The 26,276-nt window shown below is 70.3% G+C and carries 24 protein-coding genes and 1 tRNA gene; 10 read left to right on the top strand and 15 right to left on the bottom strand.

Annotation, left to right across the window (positions count from 1 at the left end):
• Positions 1–36 precede the first annotated feature (36 nt).
• From A3CE_RS0123965 to A3CE_RS0123920, 10 genes are all read right to left on the bottom strand, one after another.
• The gene (locus A3CE_RS0123965; RefSeq protein WP_020642652.1) at positions 37–909 is read right to left on the bottom strand and encodes a CU044_5270 family protein; all 873 of its coding nucleotides are present in this window, start codon (positions 907–909) and stop codon (positions 37–39) included.
• Positions 902–1,423 carry an RNA polymerase sigma factor gene (locus tag A3CE_RS0123960; RefSeq protein WP_020642651.1) on the bottom strand — a complete coding sequence of 174 codons (522 nt, stop codon included), beginning with the start codon at positions 1,421–1,423 and terminating at the stop codon, positions 902–904. Before A3CE_RS0123960 ends, A3CE_RS0123965 begins: the two co-directional genes overlap by 8 nt.
• 79 nt (positions 1,424–1,502) lie before the next feature.
• Positions 1,503–2,888, bottom strand: a complete 1,386-nt coding sequence (locus A3CE_RS0123955; protein WP_020642650.1) for an amidase — start codon at positions 2,886–2,888, stop codon at positions 1,503–1,505.
• Positions 2,889–2,897: 9 nt separating this feature from the next.
• A complete protein-coding gene (locus A3CE_RS0123950; protein ID WP_020642649.1) occupies positions 2,898–3,653 on the bottom strand; it encodes an SDR family NAD(P)-dependent oxidoreductase in 756 nt (251 codons plus the stop codon).
• A complete protein-coding gene (locus tag A3CE_RS0123945) occupies positions 3,650–5,062 on the bottom strand; it encodes an aldehyde dehydrogenase family protein (protein ID WP_026468800.1) in 1,413 nt (470 codons plus the stop codon). Before A3CE_RS0123945 ends, A3CE_RS0123950 begins: the two co-directional genes overlap by 4 nt.
• Complete coding sequence (locus A3CE_RS0123940) at positions 5,055–5,825, bottom strand: ABC transporter ATP-binding protein (protein ID WP_020642647.1); 771 nt, start codon at positions 5,823–5,825, stop codon at positions 5,055–5,057. The genes A3CE_RS0123945 and A3CE_RS0123940 overlap by 8 nt, the downstream gene beginning before the upstream one ends.
• Positions 5,822–6,553, bottom strand: coding sequence for an ABC transporter ATP-binding protein (locus A3CE_RS0123935; RefSeq protein WP_026468799.1), 732 nt, complete (start codon positions 6,551–6,553; stop codon positions 5,822–5,824). Before A3CE_RS0123935 ends, A3CE_RS0123940 begins: the two co-directional genes overlap by 4 nt.
• Positions 6,550–7,356, bottom strand: a complete 807-nt coding sequence (locus A3CE_RS0123930; RefSeq protein WP_020642645.1) for an ABC transporter permease — start codon at positions 7,354–7,356, stop codon at positions 6,550–6,552. Before A3CE_RS0123930 ends, A3CE_RS0123935 begins: the two co-directional genes overlap by 4 nt.
• Entirely contained in the window at positions 7,356–8,300 is a 945-nt protein-coding gene (locus tag A3CE_RS0123925; protein WP_020642644.1) for an ABC transporter permease, read from the bottom strand. Before A3CE_RS0123925 ends, A3CE_RS0123930 begins: the two co-directional genes overlap by 1 nt.
• Positions 8,297–9,787, bottom strand: a complete 1,491-nt coding sequence (locus A3CE_RS0123920; protein WP_185839851.1) for an ABC transporter substrate-binding protein — start codon at positions 9,785–9,787, stop codon at positions 8,297–8,299. The genes A3CE_RS0123925 and A3CE_RS0123920 overlap by 4 nt, the downstream gene beginning before the upstream one ends.
• A 127-nt stretch (positions 9,788–9,914) precedes the next feature.
• Here A3CE_RS0123920 and A3CE_RS0123915 point away from each other — a divergent pair, with 127 nt between their 5' ends.
• Positions 9,915–10,661: a FadR/GntR family transcriptional regulator gene (locus tag A3CE_RS0123915; RefSeq protein WP_020642642.1), complete on the top strand. Its 747-nt coding sequence runs from the start codon at positions 9,915–9,917 to the stop codon at positions 10,659–10,661.
• Between the two features lie 10 nt (positions 10,662–10,671).
• Entirely contained in the window at positions 10,672–11,712 is a 1,041-nt protein-coding gene (locus tag A3CE_RS0123910; RefSeq protein WP_020642641.1) for a patatin-like phospholipase family protein, read from the top strand.
• On the opposite strand, the gene A3CE_RS0123905 is transcribed toward A3CE_RS0123910, so the two are convergent.
• From A3CE_RS0123905 to A3CE_RS0123890, 4 genes are all read right to left on the bottom strand, one after another.
• Complete coding sequence (locus A3CE_RS0123905; protein ID WP_020642640.1) at positions 11,698–12,270, bottom strand: class F sortase; 573 nt, start codon at positions 12,268–12,270, stop codon at positions 11,698–11,700. The genes A3CE_RS0123910 and A3CE_RS0123905 overlap by 15 nt on opposite strands.
• Complete coding sequence (locus tag A3CE_RS0123900) at positions 12,267–13,010, bottom strand: hypothetical protein (protein WP_245589580.1); 744 nt, start codon at positions 13,008–13,010, stop codon at positions 12,267–12,269. The genes A3CE_RS0123905 and A3CE_RS0123900 overlap by 4 nt, the downstream gene beginning before the upstream one ends.
• A gap of 61 nt (positions 13,011–13,071) precedes the next feature.
• Positions 13,072–14,112: a trans-sulfuration enzyme family protein gene (locus tag A3CE_RS0123895; RefSeq protein WP_020642639.1), complete on the bottom strand. Its 1,041-nt coding sequence runs from the start codon at positions 14,110–14,112 to the stop codon at positions 13,072–13,074.
• Between the two features lie 77 nt (positions 14,113–14,189).
• Positions 14,190–17,408: a penicillin acylase family protein gene (locus tag A3CE_RS0123890; protein WP_020642638.1), complete on the bottom strand. Its 3,219-nt coding sequence runs from the start codon at positions 17,406–17,408 to the stop codon at positions 14,190–14,192.
• A gap of 140 nt (positions 17,409–17,548) precedes the next feature.
• Here A3CE_RS0123890 and A3CE_RS0123885 point away from each other — a divergent pair, with 140 nt between their 5' ends.
• From A3CE_RS0123885 to A3CE_RS51595, 3 genes are all read left to right on the top strand, one after another.
• Complete coding sequence (locus tag A3CE_RS0123885; protein WP_020642637.1) at positions 17,549–17,923, top strand: FKBP-type peptidyl-prolyl cis-trans isomerase; 375 nt, start codon at positions 17,549–17,551, stop codon at positions 17,921–17,923.
• A 160-nt stretch (positions 17,924–18,083) separates the two neighbouring features.
• Entirely contained in the window at positions 18,084–18,836 is a 753-nt protein-coding gene (locus tag A3CE_RS0123880; protein WP_026468796.1) for a S1 family peptidase, read from the top strand.
• Between the two features lie 115 nt (positions 18,837–18,951).
• Positions 18,952–19,683, top strand: coding sequence for a S1 family peptidase (locus A3CE_RS51595; protein WP_043791033.1), 732 nt, complete (start codon positions 18,952–18,954; stop codon positions 19,681–19,683).
• A gap of 207 nt (positions 19,684–19,890) precedes the next feature.
• On the opposite strand, the gene A3CE_RS0123870 is transcribed toward A3CE_RS51595, so the two are convergent.
• Positions 19,891–19,973, bottom strand: a tRNA-Leu gene (locus A3CE_RS0123870).
• A gap of 131 nt (positions 19,974–20,104) precedes the next feature.
• On the opposite strand from A3CE_RS0123870, the gene A3CE_RS0123865 reads away from it, so the two are divergent.
• From A3CE_RS0123865 to A3CE_RS0123845, 5 genes are all read left to right on the top strand, one after another.
• Positions 20,105–21,367: an FHA domain-containing protein gene (locus tag A3CE_RS0123865; RefSeq protein ID WP_020642634.1), complete on the top strand. Its 1,263-nt coding sequence runs from the start codon at positions 20,105–20,107 to the stop codon at positions 21,365–21,367.
• A gap of 100 nt (positions 21,368–21,467) precedes the next feature.
• Positions 21,468–21,929: an FHA domain-containing protein FhaB/FipA gene (locus A3CE_RS0123860; RefSeq protein WP_003079002.1), complete on the top strand. Its 462-nt coding sequence runs from the start codon at positions 21,468–21,470 to the stop codon at positions 21,927–21,929.
• Positions 21,926–23,323 (top strand): PP2C family protein-serine/threonine phosphatase, encoded by a 1,398-nt coding sequence (locus tag A3CE_RS0123855; RefSeq protein WP_020642633.1) that lies wholly within the window; start codon positions 21,926–21,928, stop codon positions 23,321–23,323. Before A3CE_RS0123860 ends, A3CE_RS0123855 begins: the two co-directional genes overlap by 4 nt.
• Positions 23,323–24,810: an FtsW/RodA/SpoVE family cell cycle protein gene (locus tag A3CE_RS0123850; protein WP_020642632.1), complete on the top strand. Its 1,488-nt coding sequence runs from the start codon at positions 23,323–23,325 to the stop codon at positions 24,808–24,810. The genes A3CE_RS0123855 and A3CE_RS0123850 overlap by 1 nt, the downstream gene beginning before the upstream one ends.
• Entirely contained in the window at positions 24,807–26,273 is a 1,467-nt protein-coding gene (locus A3CE_RS0123845) for a peptidoglycan D,D-transpeptidase FtsI family protein (protein ID WP_020642631.1), read from the top strand. The genes A3CE_RS0123850 and A3CE_RS0123845 overlap by 4 nt, the downstream gene beginning before the upstream one ends.
• Positions 26,274–26,276: the final 3 nt, after the last annotated feature.

The following is a 26,276-nucleotide window of genomic DNA, read 5'->3' as shown; positions in this document are numbered from 1 at the left end:
TTCCTCGCATCTGATGCGACGAAGGTGCCCTTCAGCTCACTTCGGCAGCCTGTCCGTCCACTCGGCACTGACCGTGATGCTGCCGGGCTCGGCGCCGTGCATCATGGCGCCGTCCCCGGTCACGAGCACTGACGTTCCGTTCACCCGGCCGGTCGCCGGGTCCACGACGAGGCGGTCGTCTCCCGGCAGCAACAGCCCCTGCCCGCCCGGCACCGCGCCGAGCGCGCGCACCCCCGGGTAGGCCGCGATCGCCCGGAACGCCGCCGCCCGGACCGCCGGCGGTGCCGGCAGGGTGGAGACCAGCGAAACCAGCGATTGGAGCAACGCCACCTCCCGATCGCTCGCGGTGAGCGGGCCCGCGCTCGTCCGGGCGTCGCTGTGCTCCAGCGCGTTCGCGATCCAGTCGCGCAAGGTCGTCGGCTCGGTGGGCAAGGCCAGGAGCTGGTCGAGGGTCACGTCGGCGGCGACCAGCCGGAACGGCATCGGCAGGGCCAGCGGGACGACCCGGCCCTGCGACTTCTCGCCGCGGAACCAGACTTTGCCGTCGGCCTTGGTCCAGTACTCCCAGGCGGAGTTGTCGACCTTGGTCCTCACGTGCCAGTAAGTGCCGGTGCCGGCCGGAGCGCGCTCGGCCACGGTGGCCGCCGCCAGCAGGACCTGCTGGCCGGTGACCACTGGGGCCACGGCCTGCGGCTGCGGGGCGGGGGCCGGGGCGCCGGGCAGGGTTGCCACCACGACGGCGGCCGCGGCCGCGGCGGCGACCAGACCGGCACCGATCGCCAGCGGGCGCACCCGGCGACGGGGTACCGCGAGCATCCGGTTCTGCAGCCGGTGGCGGCTTCGGTCGACGACGTCCTGGGCGGGTTCGGCGGGGATCAGCGCGGCCCGCAGGGTCTGCAGGTCATTCATCGGAGGCCTCCTGGGCGAGAGCGGGGGTGAGCTTCTTGCGGGCACGCGTCAGCCGGGAGCCGACCGTGCCCGGGGAGATGCCGAGTGCTTCGGCGACTTCGGCGTAACCGAGGTCGCCGAGCGCGACGAGCAGCAGGACATCGCGCTCCCCGGCGGACAGCTGGGACAGCGCCTTTCCCAGCCGGGCAACCGTCACCGAAGCGACAACGCGGCTTTCGTGCCCTTCTGCGGCTTCGCGCGGGTCCAGCCGCGAGAGCGCGCGGTAGCGGCGGGCCTCCTTGCGGCGGTGCCGGGAGACCAGGTTCGTCGCGATGCCGAACAGCCAGGCGCGCAGATCGCCGCGACTGGCGTCGAACGTCTTCCGGCGGTCGAAGGCGACGAGGAACGTCTCGGCGGCGATGTCCTCCGCGGCCTGCGCACCGAGGCGGCCGGCGACGTACCGGTAGATGGCCGCGAAGTAGCGGTCGTGCACGTCGGTGAACTGCTCGGTGCCGAGCACCGGGGCTGCCGTCATGGGGCTGCCTCTGTCATGGGGTTCCTTCCCGTCGGCGACAGCTTCACCCCCACTTCGCCGAAGGCCCGGAACTTCTTCCCTATCCGATCGGCCAGGGCCGCTGCGGCGGGCGAAGCCGCTCGTACGCCGCCGCGGCGCGGAGGACGCCGAGGTCGTCGAAGCGGCGGCCCGTCAGCTGGAGGCCGATCGGCCGGCCGTCGTCGGTGTAGCCGCAGTTCAGCGAAACCGCGGGCTGGCCGGACATGTTGTACGGCACGGTGAACGCGATGTGCTCGAACGGGCGGCCCGGGTCGTTCGTCGGGGACGCCCACTCCGCCGGCGGCGCCGCGACCGGGCAGGTCGGCGACAGGACGACGTCGAACGCCGAGGTCGCCTGCAGGGCCGCCACGCTCATCACGTCGATCTGGGCGAAACCGCGATAGACGTCCACTCCGGACGCGTTCGCGCCGCCCGCGGCCCAGTCGGCGATGTACGGCAGGACCTTCGCGCGGCGGTCCGGCGGCAGCGCCGCCAGGTCCGACCAGGCCCGCGTGCGCCAGAAGACGTCGAGGCCGTCGAGCATGCCGCGCGTCAGGAACGGCCCGACCGGCTCGACGATCGCGCCCGCCGCTTCGAACGCCCGGGCCGCCGCGGTGACGGCGTCGAGCGTCACGGGATCCACCGGCAGGCCGGGGCCGGACTCGAGGTGCAGGCCGACGCGGAGGCCGTCCAGCGTGCCCTCGAGCGACGACCACGGCAGCTCGGCCGGCGGCAGGCTCAGGTGGTCGCGGGGGTCCGGGCGGGAAAGCACGCTCATCAGCAACGCCGTGTCGGCTACGGTCCGGGTCATCGGGCCGGCGACGCGGCCGAGGAACGGCGGGTCGACCGGCACCCGGCCGAAGCTCGGCTTCAGCCCGACCAGGCCGCACCAGCCCGCGGGCAGCCGGATCGAGCCGCCGATGTCCGTGCCGACGTGCAGCGGGCCGTACCCCGCGGCGGCCGCGGCGCCGGCGCCCGCGCTCGACCCGCCGGGCGTGGCCGAGAGCTGCCACGGGTTGCGGGCCGTGGGGTGGAAGCTCGACAGGCCGGACGTCAGCATCCCGTAGTCCGGCATGGTCGTCTTGGCCAGCAGGACGCCGCCGGACTCGCGGACCCGCGCGGCGGCCGGGGCGTCCTCGGCGGCCGGGACCAGCGCGGTCGCCGCCGTGCCCAGCGGCACCGGCGTGCCGCGGGTCGCGATGTTCTCCTTGAGGGTGAGCGGGACGCCGTCGATCGGGCCCAGCGGTTCGCCGGCCGCCCAGCGTGCTTCGGACGCCTTTGCTTCGTCGCGAGCGCCTGAAGGGTCGTAGGCGTACAACGCGTGCAGCTCGGGCTCTCGCGCTTCGATACGCGCGAGAACGGCTTCGGTGACTTCGACTGGCGAGAGCGTCTTCGCGCGGTACTGCGCGACGAGTTCGACGGCGGTCAGGTCGGGCAGCTCGGTCATGAGCCCTCCTCACGAAGCGGGTGGTTCGAAGCGGCCGTCGACGGCGGTCCAGCCGCCGTCCACCGCCAGCACAGAGCCGGTCACGAACGACGAAGCGTCCGAAGCGAGGTACACGACAGCGCCGGCCAGCTCGTCCGGACGCGCCCAGCGCCCCAACGCGCCCTTCGTCGCGTAAGCGTCGTACCACTCCGGGTTCGCCTTGATCTGCGCGGTCAAGGGCGTCTCGACGACGCCGGGGGCGATCGCGTTGACCCGCACACCGGCCGGGCCGAACTCCGCGGCGGCCGTCCGGAGCAGCTGGACGAGCCCGGCTTTCGTCGCCGCGTACGGGCCCTGGCCGGGCTCGACGGTCGTGCCGCGGATCGACGAAAAGCCGATGATGCTCCCCCGCCCGCGCGCGACCATGTCGGCGCCGAACACGCGGACCACCTCGAACGTCACGCCGAGGTTCAGCGCGATCACGCGGTCGAACTCTTCGCGCGTGTAGTCCAGCAAACGTTTGCGCACGTTCATCGCGGCGGTGAGCACGACGATGTCCTGCGGCCCTAGGTCGGTCGCGGCCCGGTCGACCGCGCCGGGTTCGAGCAGGTCGATTTCGTACGCTTCGCCGACGCCGGTCTCGCGCGCCGCAGCGATGTCCCGATCGGCGCAGACGACGTCAGCGCCCTGCGCCGCCAAGGCTCGCGCGGCCTCGCGGCCGATGCCCCCCGCGCCGAGGACCACCGCACGGCGTCCATCCAGCCGGAACAGGTTTTCGTAGTTCACGGGCGCAGCACCGCCATCCTCGTCACGGTCAGTTCCTCGACGGCGAAGCGCGGCCCTTCGCGGCCGATGCCGGAGTCCTTCACACCGCCGTACGGCATGGTGTCCGAGCGGAAGCCGGGCACCTCGTTGACCACGACACCGCCGACTTCCAGCTCGTCCAAAGCGCGGAACGCCGTGTTCAGGGACCGGCTGTAGACGCTGGCGTGGAGCCCGTAGCGGGACGCGTTCACCGCGGCGAACGCTTCGTCCACATCGGACACTGTGCGCAGGCAGACGACCGGGCCGAAGATCTCCTCGTCCCAGGCTTCGACGCCGTCCGGGACGTCGAGGAGGACAGTCGGCCGCAACACCGTGCCGTCGACACCCCCGCCGACCCGGCGGCCGCCTGCCTTCTCGATCCACGCGGCGACGCGGTCGGTGGAAGCGGGGTCGATCAGCGCGGACACCCGCGTCTTCTCGTCCCGCGGATCGCCGATGACGACCTCGCCGAGCCGCGCCAGCAGCCGTTCGGTGAACGCTGAAGCGACCGACGCGACGACCAGGACCCGCTGCACCGAAATGCAGGCCTGGCCGGACGCGTAGAACCCGCCGCGCAGCACGGCGTCCACGGCGGCGTCGAGGTCGGCGTCGCCTGCCACGACGAGTGCCGCGTTCGAGCCCAGCTCCAGCAGGGTTTTCGTGGGCGCCGCGTCGCGCGCGATGCGGTGGCCGACCGCGGCCGAGCCGGTGAACGAGACCGCGCCGACGCGGCGGTCGGTGGTCAGCGCGGCGCCCACGGCCGCGTCACCGGTGACCAGCTGGACCATGGCGGGCACGGGCGCGAGCGAGCGCACGAGGTGGACCAGCCAGAGCGTGGCCAAGGGCGTCTGGGGCGCGGGCTTGACGATCACCGGGCAGCCCGCGGCGATCGCCGGCGCGATCTTGTGCGACGCCAGCAGCAGCGGGTAGTTGAAGCCCGCGATGCCGACGACGACGCCGATCGGCTTGCGCTTCCAGAACCCGACCAAGCCGTCGCCGGAGGGCAGGAGGTCGAGTGGCACGGTCTCGCCGTGCAGCCGCGATACCTCTTCGGCCGCGGCTTCCCAGGTGACGATCGTGCGGGCGACCTCGACGCGGCAGTCGACCAGCGGCTTGCCCGTCTCCGACACGAGGAGGTTCTCGAACTCCTCGCGGCGAGAACGCACAGCAGCAGCGACATCGTTCAACAAGGCGCGACGAACCCGCGAAGGCAGCGAAGCCACTTCGCGCGCGACAGCGACAGCCTCGTCGACAGCACGAGTAGCCAGCTCCGGCGTCCCGACGGGTGCGGTGCCGACAACGCTCCCGTCGTAAGGGAAAACGATTTCTTCGACATCCACAGTGGACACCCAGCCCGCGCCGACCGGCAGGCCGTCCGGGTACTCAGTCATCGTCACCTCCGCTCAGCCGGGCCAGCTCCGCGCGCAGGTTCGGCGCGGCGGCCAGGAGTTCCCGCGTGTACTCGTGCCGCGGCGCGTCGTACACCTGCGCCACGTCGCCCAGCTCGACGATCTCGCCGCGGCGCATCACCGCGACCCGGTCGCAGACGTGCCGGACGACGCCGAGGTCGTGCGACACGAAGATCAGCGTCAGGGCGAACTGCTCCACCAGCGAACCCAGGAGATCGAGGATCTGGCCGCGCACGGAGACGTCGAGCGCGCTGACCGGCTCGTCGGCGATCAGCACGCTCGGGTTCGGCGCCAGCGCCCGCGCGATCGAGATCCGTTGCCGCTGGCCGCCGGAGAACTGGTGCGGGTAGCGCCCCGCCGCGTCCGCGGGCAGGCCGACAGCGGCGAGCAGCTCGGCGACGCGGTCCGGCTCCCGGCGGCCGAGCGGCTCGGAAATGATGTCCAGCACGCGCATCCGCGGGTCGAGCGAGCCCATCGGGTCCTGGAAGACGATCTGCAGTTCCGAGCGCAGGAACCGCAGCTTCCGTTCGGGCAGGTTGTCGATCCGGGTGCCCTGGAACGAGACCGTGCCGGCGGTCGGCTTGTCGAGCGCGGCCAGCAGCCGGACCAGCGTCGACTTGCCGGAGCCGGACTCGCCGACGATGCCGAACCGCTGCCCCGCCTCGACGTCGAAGCTGACACCGCGTAGGGCGTGCACGTCCCGGCGGGCGTAGCGGCGTTCGAGGTCGCGGACTTCGATGATCATCGCCGGGCCTCCAGGTCCGAGGCGGCCAGAAGCTTCCGCGTGTAGGCATGCGAAGGCGCCGTCAGCACTTCGCGCGTCGAGCCCGCTTCGACGATCTCGCCGTCCAGCATCACCAGCACGCGTTCACACACCGAAGCGACCACCGCGAGGTCGTGCGTGATGAAGAGAAGGGCACTTTCACGTGAAAGCGACGCCTTGATGAGCGACAGGATCTGGGCCTGCACGGTGACGTCGAGGGCCGTTGTCGGCTCGTCGCAGATCAGCAGCGACGGCTCGTTGGCCAGCGCCATCGCGAGCACCACCCGCTGCCGCTGGCCACCGGAGAGCTGGTGCGGGTACGCGCGGGCCGTGCCCGGCAGGCCCACCGCGGACAGCAGGTCCTCGGCTCGGTGCCGCCGTCCGTGGACGCGGCCGGGCTCGGTGACCTGGCGGCCGACGCGCATGGCCGGGTTCAACGCCGTCATCGGCTCCTGGAACACCATGGCCAGCTCGTCGCCGCGCAGCCGGGAGATGTCCTTTTCGGACATTCCGAGCAGCTCACGGTCGCCGAGGCGGACCGAGCCGGCCGCGCGGAGCTCCTCCGGCAGCAGGCCCATGATCGCCAATGCCGTCAACGACTTGCCGGACCCGGACTCGCCGATCAGGCCGACGCGCTCGCCGGCGCCGATCTCGAAGGACACGTCCCGGACCAGCGAACCCACGCTGAGCCCCCGCACAGACAGTGTCATACGCGCACCGCCAATCGGGGGTCCAGGCGGTCGCGCAGGCCGTCGCCGAGGAGGTTGAAGCCCAGCACGGCGACGGCGATCGCGATGCCGGGAACCAGCGCCAGCCGCGGGTGCACGGTCAGCAGCTCCTGGGATTCCTGCAGCATCCGGCCCCACGACGGTGTCGGCGGCCGCGTCCCGAACCCGAGGAACGACAACGCCGCTTCGGCGAGCACGGCGATCGCGAACGACACCGACGCCTGCACGATCAGCAGGCCCGAGATGTTCGGCAGGACGTGCCGCACGGCGATGGTCAGCTTCGACCGGCCGCCCGCGCGGGCGGCGAGCACGAACTCGGTGCTCATCACCTGCAGCGTCCCGGAGCGGGCGATCCGGGCGAACGACGGGATCGTGGCGATGCCGATCGCGACCATCGCGGTCAGCGTGTCCGCCCCGAACACCGCGCCGAACATGATGGCCAGCAGCAGCGCGGGGAACGCGAGCACGAGGTCGTTGACGCGCATGACGAACTCGCCGAGCCACCGCGGGGACATCCCGGCGAGGATGCCCAGCGGCGTGCCGATCACCGCGGCGATGCCGACGGCGACGACTCCGACGTACAGCGTCGTCCGCGCGCCGACCATGATCTGGCTCAGCAAGTCCCGGCCGAACTTGTCCGTGCCGAACCAGTGCGACGCGCCGAAGCCGAGCAGCCGGTGGGTCGCGTCGACCTTCACCGGGTCGAACGGCGTCCACGCGAACGACAGCAGCGCGGCCACCACGACCAGGCCGACGAGCACCCCGCCGACGACGAGATTGCGCATCACGAACCTCGCAATCGCGGGTCGAGGACCGTGTAGAGGACGTCGACGACGAAGTTGACCAGCAGCACCCCGACCACCAGCACGAGCACGATCCCCTGCACGGTCAGCAGATCACGGGAAGCCACGGCGTCCAGCAGCAGCGAGCCCAGCCCCGGCAGGACGAACACGCGCTCGACGACGACCGCGCCGATCAGCAGCGTCGCCAGCTGCAACCCCAGCACGGTGACCACCGGCACCGACGCGTTGCGCAAACCGTGACGCACCAACGCCTGTCCCGGACGCAGACCCTTCGACCGGGCGGTGCGCAGGTAGTCCTGGCCGAGCGTGTCGAGCACGGCCGAGCGGACATACCGCGTGAGCACCGCGCCCTGGACCAGGCCGAGCGACAACGCGGGCAGCACGAGCCCGCGCGCGAACTCGCCGAAGTCCTGGTCCGGCGGGGTCCACCCGCCCGACGGCAGCCAGCGCAGCTGGACGGCGAAGATCTGCACCAGGATGATCCCGGCGAGGAACGCGGGGATCGCGACGCCGATCTGCGACAGCCCCGAAACCCCCACGCCGGACGCCTTCCGGTGCTTCACCGCGGCGAACGTGCCCGCTGGGATCGCGATCACCAGCGCGACGAGCATTCCCGCCCCGACCAGCCACAACGTGACGCCGAGGCGGTCGAGCAGCTGCGGGCCGATCGCGTCCCGCGTCACGTACGAGCGGCCGAAGTCGCCTCGCAGCACGCCACCGATCCAGTCGAAGTACTGCGTGAAGAGAGGGCGGTCGATGCCGAACTCCGCGCGGGTCTTGGCGAGCAGCTCCGGCGTCGCGTTGACGCCGAGCGCGACCTGCGCGGGATCGCCCGGCAGCACGGCCATGAAGAGGAACACCACGATCGACGCGACCAGCACGCTCACCACGAAGACCGCCACCCGGCGCAGGACCCGGGCGGTCATCGCGGCGCCAGCCCGGTGAGGTCGAACGACTCGCTGACCTGGTTCTGCACGAACCCGCCGACCTTGGTCTTCGCGACGATCACGTTGGGGAACAGGAACAGCCAGTCCGCGGCCGCGTCGGTGTTCAGCTGCCGCGCCACCTGTTTCATGTCCGCGACCTGCTGCTGCGGCGTGCCGCTGTCGGCCTCGGCGAGCAGCTGCTGGACGCGCTTGCCGTCGTACCCCCAGTAGTACTTCGGCTTGCCGAACGTCGTGATGTCACGCGCCTCGACGTGCTGGATGATCGACAGGTCGTAGTCGTGGTCGGTGAACACCTGCTTGAGCCACACCGCCGGGAAGTCGAGCGGCTCGATCGTGGTCCGGACGCCGATGTCGGCGAGCTGCGACTGGACGACCTGCGCGGCCGACACCGCGTACGGCAGGTTCGGGATCCGCAGCCGCAGGTCCAGGTTCGTCACGCCGGCTTCCGACAGCAACGCCTTGGCCCGCGCGGGATCGAACGGGTAGCCGGCCGAAAGGTCCTCGTACCAGGGGTCGGTCGGCGGGACCATGCTGCCGATCAGCGTCCCGCGCCCGGCCCACGCCGTGTCGAGCAGCGCCTTCCGGTCGATCGCGTAGGTCAGGGCCTGGCGCACGCGGACGTCGTTGAGCGGCGGCCGCGCGTTGTTCATGGCCAGCGTGACTTCGGAGTTCGTCGTGCCCTGGACGACCTGGAACCGGTCGTCGGCCTGGAACTGCGGGACCGAGTCGGGCGCGGTGATCGCCGAGATGACGTCGATCCCGTTGCTGTACAAGGCGTTGGTGAGCGCGGTCGGGTCCTTGATGTACTTGAGGACGACCGTCGTGAACGCCGGTTTCCGGCCCCAGTACGCGGGATTCGCCTTGAGCACCACGGAGTCGCCGCGCTTGCGCGCCGCCACCACGTACGGGCCGGTGCCGACCGGCTTGTTCGCCAGGTCCGCGACACCGGTGGGGCTGAACATCGCACCGAGCCTGCTGGTGAGGCTGAACAGCCAGCCGTTGGACGGCTTCGAGAGCACCACCCGCGCATGGTCCGGCGCCACGACGTCGACGTGGTCGACGACGTCCATGTTCGCCTTGATCGAGATCGTCCAGGCGGTCTTCACGCGCAGCAGCGAGAACTTGACGTCCTCGGCGGTGAACGGCGCGCCGTTGCTGAACCTCACGCCCTGCTGGAGCTGGAAGTCGTACGTGCGCCGGTCCGGGCTGATCGTCCACGACTTTGCGAGCAGCGGCACGACCCGGCCTTGCGCGTCGAGCTTCACCAGGCCTTCGTAGACGTTGTAGAGCAGCGCCTGCGGGATCGCGGCGCCGTCCGTGCGGGTGAAGTCGAAGTTCGCCGGCTCCGCCGTGAAGCCGACGGAAAGTGTGTCCGGACCTGCGGAAACGCTCGCCGACGAGCCTGCCGAGCAACCGGACACCACGAGCAGCAGCGCCGCTGCCAGCACGTGAAGTCGGGCTTTCATTCGGCCTCCAGGCTGTAACAACCGGGGCTTCGCCCCGGGCCGGGGGCTCCGCCACCCGGACCCCCGAAAGATGCTAGTACACTGGTCTGACCAGTAGCCTGCACTGAGCGGACGACGAGGTCAAGGGATGCGGTTCGAACCGGTGGCTCCGGTCCGCGCGTACGAGCGGGTCGTGGAGCAGATCGAGCAGGCCGTGATCAGCGGCGAGCTCAAGCCGGGCGAACGCCTGCCCAGCGAGCGTGAGCTGATGACGCAGTTCGGCGTCGGCCGTTCGACCATCCGGGAAGCCCTGCGCGTGCTGCAGGCGGCCGAGATGATCCGCTCGCGGCCCGGCGACCCGCGCGGGCCCGAGGTGCTGGCCGCGTCGTCCGCCGCCCTGCACCGCTCGATGCACCGGCTCGCGCGCGCCGACCACGTCGGGCTCGCCGAGCTGCTGCAGTTCCGGATGATCCTCGACGGTTCGGCCCACCTGCTCGCGGCCGAGCTCCGCACCGACGACGACCTGACCGGCCTCGACGCGGCGCTGGAGTCGATGCGCGAAGGCGTCACCCGCGGGTACGCCGAGTTCAGCCGCGCCGACGTCGCGTTCCACGAGGTGATCGCGCGGATCTCGCGCAATCCCCTGCTGGTGGTCAGCGAGGAAGTCGTGCGCGGAGTCGTGCTGGAACTGATCGAAGACAAGCTCGAACACGCCAGCAACCGGACGTCGCTGATGCACGCGTGGCTCGCGCACCACGCCGAGGTGCTCGACGCGATCCGCGCGGCCGACGGCGCCGGCGCGGCCCACCTGGCGAAACAGGCGTTGTACGACAATTACGCCGAATACGTCCCGGCCGGGCAACGGCCTCTCCTCGCGCCGCTGCTGCGGCCTTAAACTCCTCCGCGTGGACTCGGCGAAACGGGACGGCGTCGGCCTCGCGCTCTCGGGCGGCGGCTACCGCGCAATGCTCTTCCACGCCGGCGCGCTCTGGCGGCTCAACGAGCTCGGCTGGCTGCCGAAACTGACCACCGTCTCCAGCGTCTCCGGCGGTTCGGTCGCGGCGGGTGTGCTGGCGCACGCGTGGAACAAGCTGTGGTTCGGCGAAGACGGCGTCGCGGAGAACTTCGGCAAGGAAGTCGTGCAGCCGATCCGGAGGCTGGCCCGCACCAACCTCGACATCCCGGTCACGCTGAAGGCGATGGTGATGCCGTGGCGCAGTGCCGGCGAGGAGCTCGCCCGCCGATACGCGAAGCACCTCTTCGGCGACTGCTGCCTCGCGGACCTCGATCCGGCCGGGCCGAACTTCGTGTTCACCGCGACCAACCTGCAGGACGGCTCGCTGTGGTGGTTCTTCCGGCAGCCGGGCCCGCACGGGCAGATCCCCCTCGCCACCGCGGTCGCCGCGTCGTCGGCCTTCCCGCCGATGCTCTCGCCGGTCGTCATCGACAACCCGCACCGGGCCGGCCACAAGATCGTGCTCAGCGACGCGGGTGTGTACGACAACCTCGGCCTCGACCCGATCGAGAACCAGCGGGCGACCGTCCTGGTCAGCGACGCCGGCAAGAAGATGAAGCACGAGGACAGGCCGCAGCGGAACTGGCTGATGCAGCTGCTGCGCGTGCTGACCGTGATGGACAACCAGGTCCGCGAGCTGCGCACCGGCTCGCTGCTGAAGGCGTACGAGGAAAAGCAGTTCGCCGGGACGTATTGGGCGACCTACAGCGACATCGCGAACTTCGAGCTGCCGGACGCCCTGCCCGCGCCGGTCGAGCACACCAGGAAACTCGCCGAGACGAAGACCCGGCTGACCAGGATGTCCGAGACCACGCAGGACCAGCTGATCAACTGGGGTTACGCGGTCTGCGACGCGGGCATGCGGCGCTGGGTGTGCCCGGGCACGGTGGTGAAGCCCGAATTCCCGTACCCCGGCTCAGGTGTCGGCTAGGTTCGCGTAGACGACGATGTTGTCCTTGTAACTGTGCTCGGCGTGGTCGAACGCGCCGCCGCACGTGATGAGCCGCAGCTCCGGCTTGTCGCTGTTGCCGTAGACGGCGTCACGCGGGAAGTCGTCCTTCGGGACCTGGGTGACGCGGGCGACGACGAACTTCAGCTTCCGCCCGTCGCTGCGGTCGACGTCCACCTCGTCGCCGGGCACGAGATCCTTGAGCTTGAAGAAGATCCCCGGTTTCTTGTCGCCGTCGACGTGCCCGAGCACGATCGCCGGGCCGACGTCGCCGGGCACCGGCGAGAGCTTGTACCAGGCCGCCTGCATCGGCGTGTGCACCGACGGGACGGAGATCGAGCCGTCGGTCTTGACGGCCACCGCGAGCAGGCTGGACTCCGCGCCGATCTTGGGGATCCGCACCGACGTCGGCCGGAGGCCCTTGAACGGCGCGGTCACCGGCACCGACGCGGGCGCGGCGGCCTTCGGCGGTTCGCCACTGCACCCGGCCAGCGCGAAGACGAGCGCGGCGGCGACCGCACCCACCCGCAGGACGGTCATCCGGCCATGCCGCCGAAGCCGGTCTCGACCCCGCCCTTGGGCGCGACCTTGACCTGGGCCTTCGGGGCGCTGTTCCCGGCCGCCGCCGCTGCCGGCGACGACGTCGCCGTGGTGATCGGCGCGGTGCTCGAGGTCGCGGCACTGGTGCTGGTGCTCGCCGAAGTCGAGGTCACCGGCGGCGGCCCCTGCTGGAAGTCGACGACGCCGTTGCCCTCGACGCCGTCGCAGGTCCAGCTGAACTTCGCGGTCGTGGTGCCGGCCGGGGCGTCGACGACGCGGACGGTGTAGTTCCAGTAGCGGCCGTCGGACTCGTCCTGGTCCGGACCGCCGGTGACGCTCAGGTACTGGGTCGAGACCGGGCCGATCTTGCCGGACGCGCAGGCGATGACCAGGACACCCTCGTTTCCGGCGCCGACGAAGCCGTGGCCGGTGTTGTCCTGGTAGTCGTCCTTCGGCGGTTCGCCGTCCACGGAGGTCGAGGTGGGCGTCACCGTCGTGGTGGTCGTGGTGACCTCGTGCGTCGGGTCGGTCGTGGTGCTGCCGGTGGTCGTGACCGTGGTGGTCGGGGTCTCCGAAATCGGCGGAGCCGTCGTCGTGACCTCGGACGACGTGGTCTCCGTCGTCGGCGGCGCCGTGGTCGTCTCGGTCTCCGTCTGGGCCAAAGCGGCCGGAGCGGCGGCGAAGGTGATCAGCGCACCCGCGGAAACGATCCCCGCGATCCGGCTCAGCGTGCTACCCACAAGTGACTCCCAACGGCGTTGACCAGCGCTGCCGCGACTATCGACGATCCACCCATCCGTGTTACTCCGGGAGGGCGAATGCCAGGTCGTGCCAGAGGTCCTCCGGGTCTTCCAGGCCGACGCTGAACCGGATCAGCCCGGGCGGGACGCGCTCCTCGCCTGCCAGCCACGCCCGCCGTTCGACCAGGCTTTCGACACCGCCGAGGCTCGTCGCCGCCCGGATCAGCCGGACCGACGCGCAGAACCGGTCCGCCGTCTCGGCGTCGGCCAGGTCGAACGCGACCATCATCCCGAAGCCCGGGTAGCGCACGCGCCGCACGGCCGGGTGCCCGGCCAGCCGGCCGGCCAGCAGCGCGGCGGTGCGGGACTGCTCCGCCAGCCGCACCGGCATGGTCCGCAGCCCCCTGAGGGCGAGCCAGGCTTCGAGGGCGCCCGGCGTCGACCCCACCCGCGTCCGCGCGCCCCGCAGCTCGGCCGCGACGGCCGGGTCCTTGGCGACCGTGATCCCCAGCAGCAGGTCGCTGTGCCCGCCGATCAGCTTGGTCGCGCTGTGCACGACGACGTCCGCGCCCAGCTCCAAAGGCCGCTGCCGCAACGGCGTCGCGAAGGTGTTGTCGACGACGACCCGGCCGCGGGCGGCGGCGGCGATGGTCTCGACGTCCATCACGTCGAGGGTCGGGTTGGTCGGCGACTCCAGCCAGACCAGGTCGGCCGTCGCGGCCTCGGCCACCCAGGCGGCGGTGTCGGTGGGTTCGAGCTCGGTGACGGCGAGCTTGCCGAGCTTCTGCGCGTGGGCCAGCACCCCGCGCGTCACCGCGTAGCTGAACGTCGGGACGGCGACCCGCGACCCGACCGGCAGCAGGTCCAGGACCGCGGACAGCGTGGCGACCCCGGACGCGAACGCCGTCGCCTGCCCGCCTTCCAACGCGCCGACGGCCTCTTCGAGCGCCAGCCACGTCGGCGTCCCGTCGCTGCGCGCGTACGCGAAATCGCCACCGGCCTGGTAGGTGCTGGTGGCGACGAGCGGGGTGTTCAGCGGTTCGCCCGGGCCGTGCGGCCGGCCGGCGGCGATGGCCTTGGTTCGGGGCGTCCAGTCGTCCATCCGCCCACGATAAAGGGGAGGCCGGGGCACTCACGCGTCCGCGAGTGCCCCGGCCGGGCTTGTCAGTGCTCAAAGCCTCAGTGCGCGTACACCTCGAACTCGTACAGCGAATAGCCGTACTTCGTGCCGCGCTGGACGCCCTGCACCTTCACGAACCGCGCCGGGGTCGCGGCGAACGAGACGTTGTCCTGTCCGCCGTCGCCGTCGGTCACCACGGCCGCGTCCGTCCAGTGCACGGCGTCCGGCGAGAGCTGGATCTTGTAGCCCTTCCCGTACGCGGACTCCCAGTTGAGCAGTACCCGCGAAACCTGCTGGACCGAACCGAGGTCGACGGTGATCGCCTGGTCGTCGCTCCAGTCACTGGCCCAGCGGGTCGAGGCGTTCCCGTCGATCGCGTTCGACGCCGGCGAGTTGTAGAAGCCGGTCTCGGCGCTGGTGGCGCTGACCGTCTTCGCCGCCGCCAGGTTCGCGACGTTGTCCCCGCGGTGCGCGGCGTACTCGACGACCTGCTGGAACGTCGGCCGGTTCTGCCAGCTGATCTTGTCCTGCGTGATGCCGCCGAGCGGGTTCTGGATGATCGAGTCGGCGCACCACTGGTCACCGGCCGAGCAGTTCGCGTCACCGGGGTAGACGGTGTTAGCGGCCTGGCCGGCGGCCGTGGTCAGCGAGTCGACGAGCGCCTGGCGGCACGCGGTGACATCGCCGTTCCCGCAGAACGTCTGCGCGAGCGGGCCCGCCACCGGCTGGCCGAGCACCTGCCGGATGTCCTTGCTGACGTACCCCCACCAGCCGAACTGGAACGACGAACCCTTGTGCGGCTGGCCGGTGTGCCGGCCGTTGCCGTTCTGCCAGCCCGACGGGCTTTCGTTGATGCCGAGCACCCCGGTCATCGCGTTGTAGGCGTCGTCGCCCATGCCCGGCTTGAACTCGGCCTGGACCAGCAGCGGCCACCAGGCGTCGAAGATGCGGATCGCGTCGGCGTCCGCGTACGCCTTGCTGCCCGCCGACGTCTCCGTGCGCAGCTGGCCGCGGGAGAGCCACGCCTTGAGCTTCGCCTCGGCGTCCGCCGCCGCGCCGGTGGCCGGTGTCTTGTCGAGCACCTGCAGCAGCAGCGGCAGCACGCGCTCGGCCCGCAGGTCGGCCAGCGCGGCCTCCGACATCGCCTGGGTCAGGTTGACCCGGGTGACCTTGGTGCCGCTGGTGACGAGCTTCTTGACCCGGGAGTCGAGCAGGTCGACGCGGTGCACGGCGGACTTGTCCGCGCCGGCCGCGGCGTACCCGTTGGCCTGGGCGTTGTTCCAGCTGACGTAGTAGTCCTGGTTGATCGACTGCGGGTGCTGCGACGCGGGCGTGTAGCTCGCGAGGTTGCCCGCCGGGTTCCAGCCGACCCAGTCGTGGCCCTGGTCGCCCCAGACCGGCATGTTCGGGTCCACATCGGACTGCCGGACCGGGTTGGCGCCGGAGTTGAAGTAGGCGATGTCCTTGGAGTCGGCGTAGAACCAGTTGAACGTGAAGTTGATGTCCTGCGCGGCCCGCTGGAAGTCCGCCGCGGACTTGACGAAGCTCGGGTCGTTCAGCTCCTGGAAGCCGATCAGCGAGTCGGTCTCGTGGAAGTAGGACGACCGCAGCGTCGTGTACGCGACCGGCTTGCCGCCAACGGTCGCCCGGCTCTGCACCGGCCCGTACTTGGTCCGGTAGCTGCGCAGCGTGTACGAGCCGGCCGCGGTGCCGTCGGCCACCGTGGGCTTCCAGGCGTTCTTGACCTCCACGGTCTCCATCGGAACGCACTTGCCCTGGTAGGTGTAGTAGTTCGAGTCCTTCGTCGGCGCGTTGCCGCTCGGGTCGCACAGCTGCAGCGCGTAGGTGTCGATGATGTCCTGCGCCGACGTCGTCGCGCTCCACGAGTAGTCCTGGCCGCGGCCGAGGAGCGTGTACATGCTCAGCCCGGCGAAGGCCGCGCCGCGCGAGCTGATGCCCGGGCCCTGGAGCTCCTGCAACAGCAGCAGCTGCGGGGCGAAGTAGCCGGTCTGCGGGCCGAACACGGCGACCGGGTGGCCGCTGGCGGTCTTCGCGCCGGAGACGAGCAGCGCGTTGGACATGCCGTGCTTCTCGCTCAGCATGTTCGCCGGCAGCACGCCGTTCTCGAACATCCCGCGGGCGGGCTCCTGCTCGGCGGGCGCGGCGACGTCCACAGTGGACGGCGTCGCGGTCGAGGCCGAGCCGGTCTTGTCGAACACCAGCGGCTGCGGGGTCACCGAACCCTTGTCCGGCAGGGCCCGGCCGGCCGCGTTCGCCGGCGTCTTGCCGTACGGGAAGGTCTGGCCGTCATGCAGCGTCTTGACCGCCTCGGGGTCGTCCTCCGCGCGCAGGCTCTGCCACACCTTCTCGCCCTGCACGACGCCGTACTTCTCCTGCATCGCGAGCTTCGCGATGGCGTTCTGGACCTCGCCGCCGCCGCCCGCGCCGAACTCGGCGCCGATCAGCGAGGCGAGCGCGACCAGGTCGGTCAGCTTGAACGGGTCGATCGACCCGGCGTTGGTGATCGAGTCGACGTGCCCGGTCAGCACGTACTCGCCCGGGAAGTAGCGGCCGTTGTAGGAGTCGCTGATGTACTTGTTGATGCCGTCGACGTAGGCCTGCGCGTCGGCGAGGCCCTGCGCGCCCCGCGGACCGCTCGCGGCGGTGCGGTCGATCTGCGCCTGCAGCTCGGCGTCGGTGTACGGCGCGTTCGCGAAGAACTGCTGTTCGAGCTCGCGGTTGGCTTCCGCGCCACCCGCGAACGAGGTGACCTGCCCGCGGGCGGCGTGGCGCAGCACGTCCATCAGCCACAGCCGGTCCTGCGCGGCGGCGTACCCGGCGCCGAACTCGGTGCCGGCGCGGGTGGTGCCGGTGATGTGCGGGACGCCGAGGGCCTTGTCCCGCACGATCGTGACGTCCGAACGCGGCTGCGACGTGCTCGCCACCTGGTCGGCCGGGACGCCGAACGAGGAGTCGTTGAAGTACTGGTTGATCGCGCCGGTGGTCAGCGTCTTGTAGCCGCCGGCCAGCGAGGCGTACTTCCCGAGCTGGTCGGCCGAGTGCGCCGGGCGGGTGCCGAACAGCTTGTGCGTCAGGATCTCGGCGAGGGTGGCGCTGCCTTGTTCGCCGGGCGGGAGGATGTCGCTGCACTGCCCGCCGCAGTAGTCGTCGGGCGACAAAGCCGCGTTCGCGGCCGGCGCGGTGAGGACGACCTGGGTGAGCCCGGCCACGAGGGCCCCCAGTGCCGTAATGGACAGGGCGCGGATGCCACGTCGCATGCCGGGCTCCCCTCAGTCAGAAGAGTGACGAAGCGCACGTTACCCAGCAGTAGGTCAAGTGTGAAGACTTTTCGCGTTTTTCCCCTCCTTGGGCGTAGGCCGTTCGGCGCAGCCCTCCGGGCGTCGGTACGGTGAAGCCCATGACCTTGGAAAAGCCCCTCATCGACCGACCGGACGGACCGCCCCCGGCCGACCTCGAGATCACCGACCTCACCGTCGGTGACGGCGCGGAGGCCACGCCCGGCAAGGGCGTCACCGTGCACTACGTCGGCGTCGCGCACTCGACCGGCGAAGAGTTCGACGCGTCCTGGAACCGCGGCGAGCCGCTGCGCTTCGGCCTCGGTGCCGGCCAGGTCATCTCCGGCTGGGACCAGGGCGTCGCGGGGATGAAGATCGGCGGGCGCCGCAAGCTCGTCATCCCGCCGCACCTGGCCTACGGCGACCGTGGCGCGGGCGGCGTCATCAAGCCCGGCGAGACCCTCATCTTCGTCGTCGACCTGGTCGGCGTGAACTGATTCACGCACCTCGAGACATTTGCGGCAAACGGCCCCGGCGAGCTTTCGCCGGGGCCCTTTTCTTAGCCCGAGCAGAGCATTCCCGCCCCGGCACGCCGTCGCTACTCTCGATGGTGATCACCGGCGCGGGTCGCCGGTGCGTGACAAGGGGGATCCACCGATGCGCGTTCGCGCAGTGCTTTCCGCTGCCTTCCTGATCTTGACCGCCGGTCTCGCCACCGCGGCACCGGCTTCGGCCGTGGCCAACGGTTCCGACGTCCCGGCCGGCCAGTTCGGGTTCGCCGCCAAGCTCACCATGACCAACATCCCGAAGCCCGACGGCACGAAGTACAACAGCGCCTGCTCCGGCTCGCTGATCGCCAAGAAGTGGATCATCACGGCCGGGCACTGCTTCCACGACGCGAACCGCAACCGCGTCTCCGGCCCGGTGCCGTACCCGACGTCCGTGCTGCTCGGCACGGTCAACCAGAGCACGCCCGGCGTGACGCGCAACGTCGTCACCGTCTACCAGTCGAGCGTCAACGACATCGCGCTCGCGACGCTCGACGCCGACGTCACGACGATCACGCCGCTCACGGTCAACCGCGTCACGCCGTCGGTGGGCCAGCTGCTGACCCTCGCCGGCTGGGGCAGCCTCACCTCGGTCAACCCGGCGCCGTCGACGAAGCTGGAGCAGGGCACGGTGAAGGTCGGCCAGGTCGCCGCCGCGACGCTCGGCGTCCAGGGTGTGGCCCCGACGTCGACGACGAGTGCCTGCGTGTACGACTCGGGCGCGCCGTACTTCGTCGCGGGTGGCTCCGGCGGCCAGCTGGTCTCGGTCGAGTCGACCGGCCCGGACTGCCCGCACAACCAGCTCGAGACGACTTCGCGGGTGGACGTCGTCGCGGACTGGATCGCTTCGCACACCGGCTGACCCCCCGGCCGGGCGTCACCCGACGGTCCACCGGGTGACGCCCGGCCAGGGAATTCCCGGCGCGCGCCGGCGCCCCTAGCCTCGAACGTCGACGATGACTCGACGAAGGGGAAGAATGCGCCTGCGCGCCCTGCTAGCCGCCGCCGTTTTGACCATCACGACCGCCCCCACCGCCTGGGCCGTCGCCCACGGTTCGGACGTCCCACCGGGCCAGTACGGGTTCGTCGCGAAGCTGTCGATGACGAAGATCCCCCGCCCGGACGGCTCGACGTACAGCAGCTACTGCACGGGCGCACTGATCGCCCCAAGCTGGCTGATCACCACAGGCCACTGCTTCCACGACGCGAACCGCAACCGAGTCTCAGGCAAAGTCCCGTACCCAACAACGGCAACGCTGGGCATGGTGGACGAAGGGACAGAGTCGGGCATAGCCCGCAAGGCAACAGAGGTCATCCAGTCACCCCAGAACGACGTGGCCCTCCTCCACCTCGACTCCCCGGTGACAACGATCCCCCCACTGCCACTGAGCCACGCAACCCCCAGGGTGGGCGAACAGCTGACACTGGCAGGCTGGGGCAGCCTGACCAGCGAAAACCCCAAACCGGCAACCCACCTGCAGCAGGGAACGGTAGCGATCGCGAACATCGCGCCAACAACACTGGGAGTCCGCGGAGCAGCCCCGGACATCACAACAAGCGCATGCACATACGACTCAGGAGCCCCGTACTTCACAGAAGGAGCACTGGTCGCCCTGGAAGCAACAGGCCCCGGCTGCCCCCACGCAGGCATAGAAACCACGTCAAGGACAGACGTCCTAACAGACTGGATCAAGAAAAAGACACCCTAAATACCCCAAGAAGTCCGCCAGAAGCGAACAACACACAGAGCCAACCGGGTGACATTCCCCACCAAACCCACCCCCAACCCACCCACGCAACCACGCTGGGAGGTGACACACCGCACCGTGGGGGGTCCGGGGGGCTCGGCCCCCCGGGAGGAATAAGGCCAACGGGAAAAGCCCCGGTCGCGCCAGCGACCGGGGCTTTGAACAGCGTGGGCGAGGAGGGAGTTGAACCCTCACGTCCTTTCGGACACACGGACCTGAACCGTGCGCGTCTGCCATTCCGCCACTCGCCCAGAGTGCTTCCTTGCGGCAGCGAGGAGAAGACTAGCAGGCCGTTCGGGCGGGTTTCACCGGGGGCCGTGTAGAGGCTCGCTCACCCGGATAGGATCGATGCGGAAGCAGACGTGTGAGGAGGTTTTCCCCGGTGGGCCGCGCCGAGCGTTTCGACAGGCGACTCGAGAACCTGGTGGGGAACACTTTCGCGCGCATGTTCGGTGGCAATGTCGTCACGCAGGAAGTGGCGATCGCCCTGGAGCGGGAGAGTGAGGAGAACGTTCGTGAGCTGGCAGGCGGTCGGCAGCTCGCCCCGAATCACTACATCGTGTCCCTGGGGGTGGCTGACCACGAACGCATGGCCGGTGACGAGCAGCGCGTCACGCAGATGCTGGCCAGGGCAGTGGCGGAACACCTCGCCGCCGAGGGCCTGGACACCTATGGTGACGTCGTCGTATCACTCGAGCGCAACGAGGCGCTGCATACTGGACAGTTCAAGACCCGTTCGTCCGTCGATCCCGACGCCCGCCCCTCAGGCGCCGGTTCACCGCGGTCGGCACGACCCAGCAACGCAGGAGACCCAGCAATGAGCCAGCCCCCCGGCTACGGCCAATACGACCAGGGTGACCCGTACGGCCAGCAGGGCCAGTACGGCTACGGACAGCAGGGTGGCCAGCAGCCCGGGTACGACCAGGGTTACGGCCAGCAGGGCGGATACGACCAGTACGGCCAGCAGCAGCCGGGTGGCGGTTACGACCAATACGGCCAGCAACAGCAGCCGCAACAGCCGCAGCAGCCGGCCGCCTACGACCAGGGTTACGGCCAGCCGCAGGGCGGTGGCTACGACCAGGGCGGCTACGCCCAGCCCCAGGGCGGTGGCTACGACCAGGGCGGCTACGCCCAGCCCCAAGGCGGCGGCTACGACCAGGGTTACGGCCAGCCGCAGGGCGGTGGCTACGACCAGGGCGGCTACGCCCAGCCCCAGGGCGGCGGCTACGACCAGTACGGCGGCCAGCAGCAGGGCGGTTACGACCAGTACGGCCAGCAGCAGGCGTACGGCCAGCCGGCCGGCGACCCGTACGCCCAGCAGCAGGGCGGCTACGGCCAGCCCGCGCCGGGCCGTCAGCTCGCGGCGAGCCTGCAGCTGGACGACGGCTCGAACCGCACGTACTCGCTGAAGCAGGGCGGGAACGTCGTGGGCCGGGGCCAGGACGCGGACTTCCGCCTGCCTGACACCGGTGTCTCGCGCCGCCACCTGGAGATCACCTGGGACGGCCAGAGCGCGACGCTCGCCGACATCGGCTCGACGAACGGCACGACCGTGAACGGCACGCCGGTCCAGACCTGGCAGCTCGCCGACGGCGACGTCATCCGGGTGGGTCATTCCTCCCTCGTGTTCCGTACACAGGGCTGACTCGGGACACGGAATACTGTTCCCGCAGAATTGACGTGCGGGGGGACCGCGGCGTACCCGCGTCGCGGCTGCGCGGAAGAGTCGGGAGCGGACACACCAAGTGCCAGAGCTGGTCGTACAACTCACCAGGGTGGGCTTCCTCGTGCTGCTCTGGCTCTTCGTGTTCGCCGCGCTCAGAGTCGTCCGTTCGGACCTCTACGCGGCGTCAGGCATGCGCGTCCAGGTGCCGACCTTCGGCCGCAAGAAGGAAAAGAAGCCGCGCAACAGCAAGTCGCCGCAGCAGCTGCTGGTGACGCACGGCGCGCTCGCCGGGACGCGTATCGCACTCGACGGCAGGCCGATCCTGATCGGCCGGGCCGACGACTCGACACTGGTGCTCGACGACGACTACGCGTCGACCCGGCACGCGCGGATCGCCCAGCGCGGTGAGGACTGGTACGTGGAAGACCTGGGCTCGACGAACGGCACCTATCTGGACCGGGCTAAGGTCACTGCACCCCTCCGGGTCCCGCTCGGAGTCCCCATCCGGATCGGCAAGACGGTGATCGAGCTTCGCCCATGACTCTCGTCCTCCGCTATGCAGCCCGCAGCGACCGGGGCCTGGTGCGTTCGAGCAACCAGGACTCCGTGTACGCCGGCCCTCGCCTGCTCGCGCTCGCCGACGGCATGGGTGGGCATGCGGCGGGTGAAGTGGCCAGCAAGGTGGTCATCGCCTCACTCGCCCCGCTCGACGACGACGAACCGCGTGACGATCTGCTCGCCCAGCTGCGCGAAGCGGTGGCGAACGGCAACGCCGCGATCGCCGAGCTGGTCTCGCAGGACCCGGACCTCGACGGCATGGGCACGACGTTGACCGCCGTGTTGTTCGCGGGCACCCGGCTGGGGCTGGTGCACGTCGGCGACTCGCGGGCGTACCTGCTGCGCGGCGGCCAGTTCGCGCAGATCACGCGCGACGACAGCTTCGTCAACGAACTGCTGGAGCAGGGCCGGATCACGCCCGAAGAGGCGGCGGTCCACCCGCAGCGGTCGCTGCTGCTGAAGGCGCTCACCGGGCACGAGGTCGAGCCGAGCCTGACCGTGCGCGAAGCACGTTCCGGTGACCGGTACCTGATCTGCTCGGACGGCCTGTCCGGCATGGTCAGCGACGAGACGCTGGCCGAGGCCGTGCAGATCCCGGACCCGCAGCAGTGCGCGGACCGGATGATCGAACTGGCCCTCAAGGGCGGCGGCACGGACAACGTCACGGTGATCATCGCCGACGTGGTCGACGTCGACTTCGGCGAGGACGCGCCCATCGTGGGCGGCGCCGCCGGAGACGGCAGTGACGAACTGCACCAGGGCGACTCGCCCGCGGCGCGGGCCCGGGCGCTGACCCAGCCCCCACCGCAGCAGCGCCCGGAGCTCCCGCAGCCCTCCGAAGATCCGAAGGCGAAGCGCCGGAAGCGGTTCCGCTGGCTGGCCGGCGCGCTCGTGGTCCTCGTGGTGCTCGCCGCCGCGGCTATCGCCACCCGCTACTTCGTGCTGAGTCAGTACTATGTCGGCGAGGGTGCGGACGAGGAGGTCGTGATCTACCGCGGCGTCCCCGGCAGCATCCTCGGCATCGACCTGCACACCTACGAGCAGGGCTCCTGCCCGCCCACCCAGGTGTGCACGGACAAGCTGCGCGTCGACCAGCTCCAGGAAGACGCGCGGCTGGCGGTGCAGAACGGCGTCAGGAAGGACAGCCTCGATGACGCCCGGAGGTACATCGACGACTTCCTGCAGCTGCACAAGCGCCTGAACAACTGCGCGCCGGCGGGCGGTACCCCGTCCTCGACGCCGACCCCTTCGGTCACGCCGACGACGACTCCGTCGGCTCCGGCCGGCTCCACTGCTCCGTCGTCGGTGAACCAGCCAGCGGGGAGGGACTGCTCGACGCCGAGTTCGACGGCACCGACGACGGGAGGCGGTAACTGATGAGCCAGCCTGTCGCGCGTCCCGCCGAACCGCTCGCCGCGCAGTTCCAGACGAACCCGCCGCGCGAGGTCCCGACCCGCCGCAACACCGAGCTGGTGCTGCTGGGGTTCGCGGCGTTCATCGTCACCGTCGCGCTGGTGCTGGTGGAGGCGAACCAGGAGCAGGAGCTGACCTGGTCGATCATCTGGCTCGGCCTCGCCTATCTCGGGATCTTCGGCGCGGCGCACCTGGCCGTCCGCAAGTGGGCGCCCTACGCCGATCCGGTGCTGCTCCCCTGTGTCGCGCTGCTGAACGGCGTCGGGCTGGTGATGATCCACCGGATCGACCTGGCCCTGGCGGAACGAGCCACGCAGCAGGGCAAGGACTACACGCCCGCGGTCACCTCGCAGGTGCTGTTCACGGTGATTTCGCTGGTGTTCTTCGTCGTCGTGCTGGTGGTGGTGAACGACCACCGCACGCTGACGCGCTACGGCTACACCGCGGGCCTGATCGGGATCGTCGCGCTGGCGCTGCCGGCGCTGCTGCCGTCGAGCCTGTCCGAGGTCAACGGCGCCAAGGTGTGGCTGAAGCTGCCGTTCTTCTCGATCCAGCCGGGCGAGTTCGCGAAGATCCTGCTGATGATCTTCTTCGCTTCGTTCCTGGTGTCGAAGCGGGACCTGTTCATGGTGGCGGGCAAGAAGCTCGTCGGCGTCGAGCTGCCGCGGGCCCGCGACCTCGGCCCGATCCTGATCGCCGCGTTCGCCTGCATCGGCATCCTGGTGTTCGAGAAGGACCTCGGCACGTCGCTGCTGTTCTTCAGCGTCATCCTGGTGATGCTGTACGTCGCGACCGAGCGAGCCATCTGGGTGGTCCTCGGGCTCAGCTTCTTCGCGGTCGGCTGCATGATCGCGTACAAACTCTTCACGCACGTCCAGCAGCGCGTGGCGAACTGGCTGGACCCGCTGGCCACCTACGACCAGGCGGGCGGCGGCTACCAGCTCGCGCAGGGCCTGTTCGGGCTCGGCACCGGCGGCGTCGGCGGCACCGGGCTCGGTGCCGGGCGGCCGGACATGGTCCCCGAGGCCAACACCGACTTCATCACCGCGTCGATCGGCGAGGAGCTCGGCTTCATCGGGCTGGCGGCGGTGCTGATGCTTTACCTGCTGGTCGCCATGCGCGGCATGCGCAGCGCGCTCGCCGTGCGCGACACGTTCGGCAAGCTGCTGGGCGGCGGGCTCGCGTTCACCATGGTCATGCAGATCTTCGTCGTCGTCGGCGGGGTCACGAAACTCATCCCGGAGACCGGTATCACCGCCCCGTTCCTGTCCAAGGGTGGTTCGTCGCTGCTCGCGAACTACATCCTCGTCGCGCTGCTGCTCCGCATCTCCGACGCGGCCCGCAAGCCCGTGGCCCGCCCGAAGGCGCAGCAGCAGCCGCAGGCGCCGATCGCGGAGGCGCACACCGTGCTCGTGCAGCGCCCGCCGGCGGATGGAGAGGCGCAGGCATGAACACCCCGCTCCGCAAGGTCGGCATGGCGATGCTCGTCATGGTCGTCCTGCTGCTCGCCAACACCACCTACATCCAGGTGGTGAAGGCCGACGCCTACCGCACCGACTCCCGGAACGCGCGTGTGCTCTACGACGAGTTCGCCCGCCAGCGCGGCAAGATCGTGTCGCCCAACGGTGAGGTGCTGGCCAACGTCAACCCGTCGAACGACAAGTACAAGTACACCCGGACCTACGTCGACGGCCCGATGTACGCGCCGGTCACCGGCTACTACTCGATCAACTACGGCGCCGGCGGCCTGGAGCGTTCCGAGGACGACGTCCTCAACGGCTCCGACCCGCGGCTGTTCGTGCGGCGGCTGTCGGACATGGTCACCGGCCGCGACCCGAGCGGCGGCAACGTCCGGCTGACCATCGACCCGGCCGTGCAGAAGGCCGCGTACGACCTGATGACGCAGAAGGGCTACACCGGCGCCGTCGTCGCGATGGAGCCGAGCACCGGGAAGATCCTGGCGATGGTCTCGACGCCGTCGTACGACCCGAACCAGCTGGCTTCGCACACGTCGAAGGCCCAGAGCGACGCCTGGAACGCGAACAACAAGGACCCCAAGAAGCCCATGCTGAACCGGGCGATCTCCGAGACCTACCCGCCGGGTTCGACGATGAAGCTGATCATCGCGTCGGCCGCGCTCGAGGACGGCAAGGGCCCGGACACCCCGGTCGACACGGCGCCGAACACGAAGCTCCCGGGCACCAACGTCACGCTGGAGAACTACGCGGGCAGCCCCTGCCAGGGCAACACGTTCAAGGACGCGCTCGCGCACTCCTGCAACGTGCCGTTCGCGCAGTTCGCCGGCCAGCTGGGCTCGGACAAGATCAAGAAGACGGCGGCCAACTTCGGCGTCGGGCAGACCGACCTGACCGTGCCGATGAAGGTCGCGGCGTCGACCGTCGGGCCGCTCGACTCCCAGGGCGCGCTCTACCAAAGCGGGATCGGCCAGCGCGACGTCCGGCTGACCCCGCTGCAGGACTGCTTGCTCGCGGCCACCGTGGCCAACGGCGGGATGGCGATGAAGCCGCAGCTGGTGCAGTCGGTGCTGGCACCGGACCTGTCGACCATCGAGGACTTCAGCCCCACCGAACTCACCGGCACACCGGCGCTGTCGTCGTCGAACGCCGCGATCCTCAAGGACATGATGATCGCTTCCGAAGGCTTCACCAAGGGTGGCGGCAAGCGCGCGGACATCCAGATCGCGTCGAAGACCGGCACCGCCGAGCACGGCGCGGACTCCAAGAACACCGCCCCGCACGCCTGGTACACCGCCTTCGCCCCCGCGGCCAACCCGCAGATCGCGGTCGCCGTGATCGTCGAGAGCGGCGGTGACCGCGGGCTCGCGGCCACCGGCGGCTCGGTCGCGGCGGAAATCGGCCGCGCGGCGATCAACGCCAAGCTCGGGGGTGGATGACGC

Origin of the sequence: Amycolatopsis balhimycina FH 1894, assembly GCF_000384295.1 — a bacterium.
GTDB lineage: Bacteria > Actinomycetota > Actinomycetes > Mycobacteriales > Pseudonocardiaceae > Amycolatopsis > Amycolatopsis balhimycina.
The sequence above is the reverse complement of the archived record's forward strand: the minus strand, read 5'-3'. Positions and strand labels throughout refer to the sequence as shown.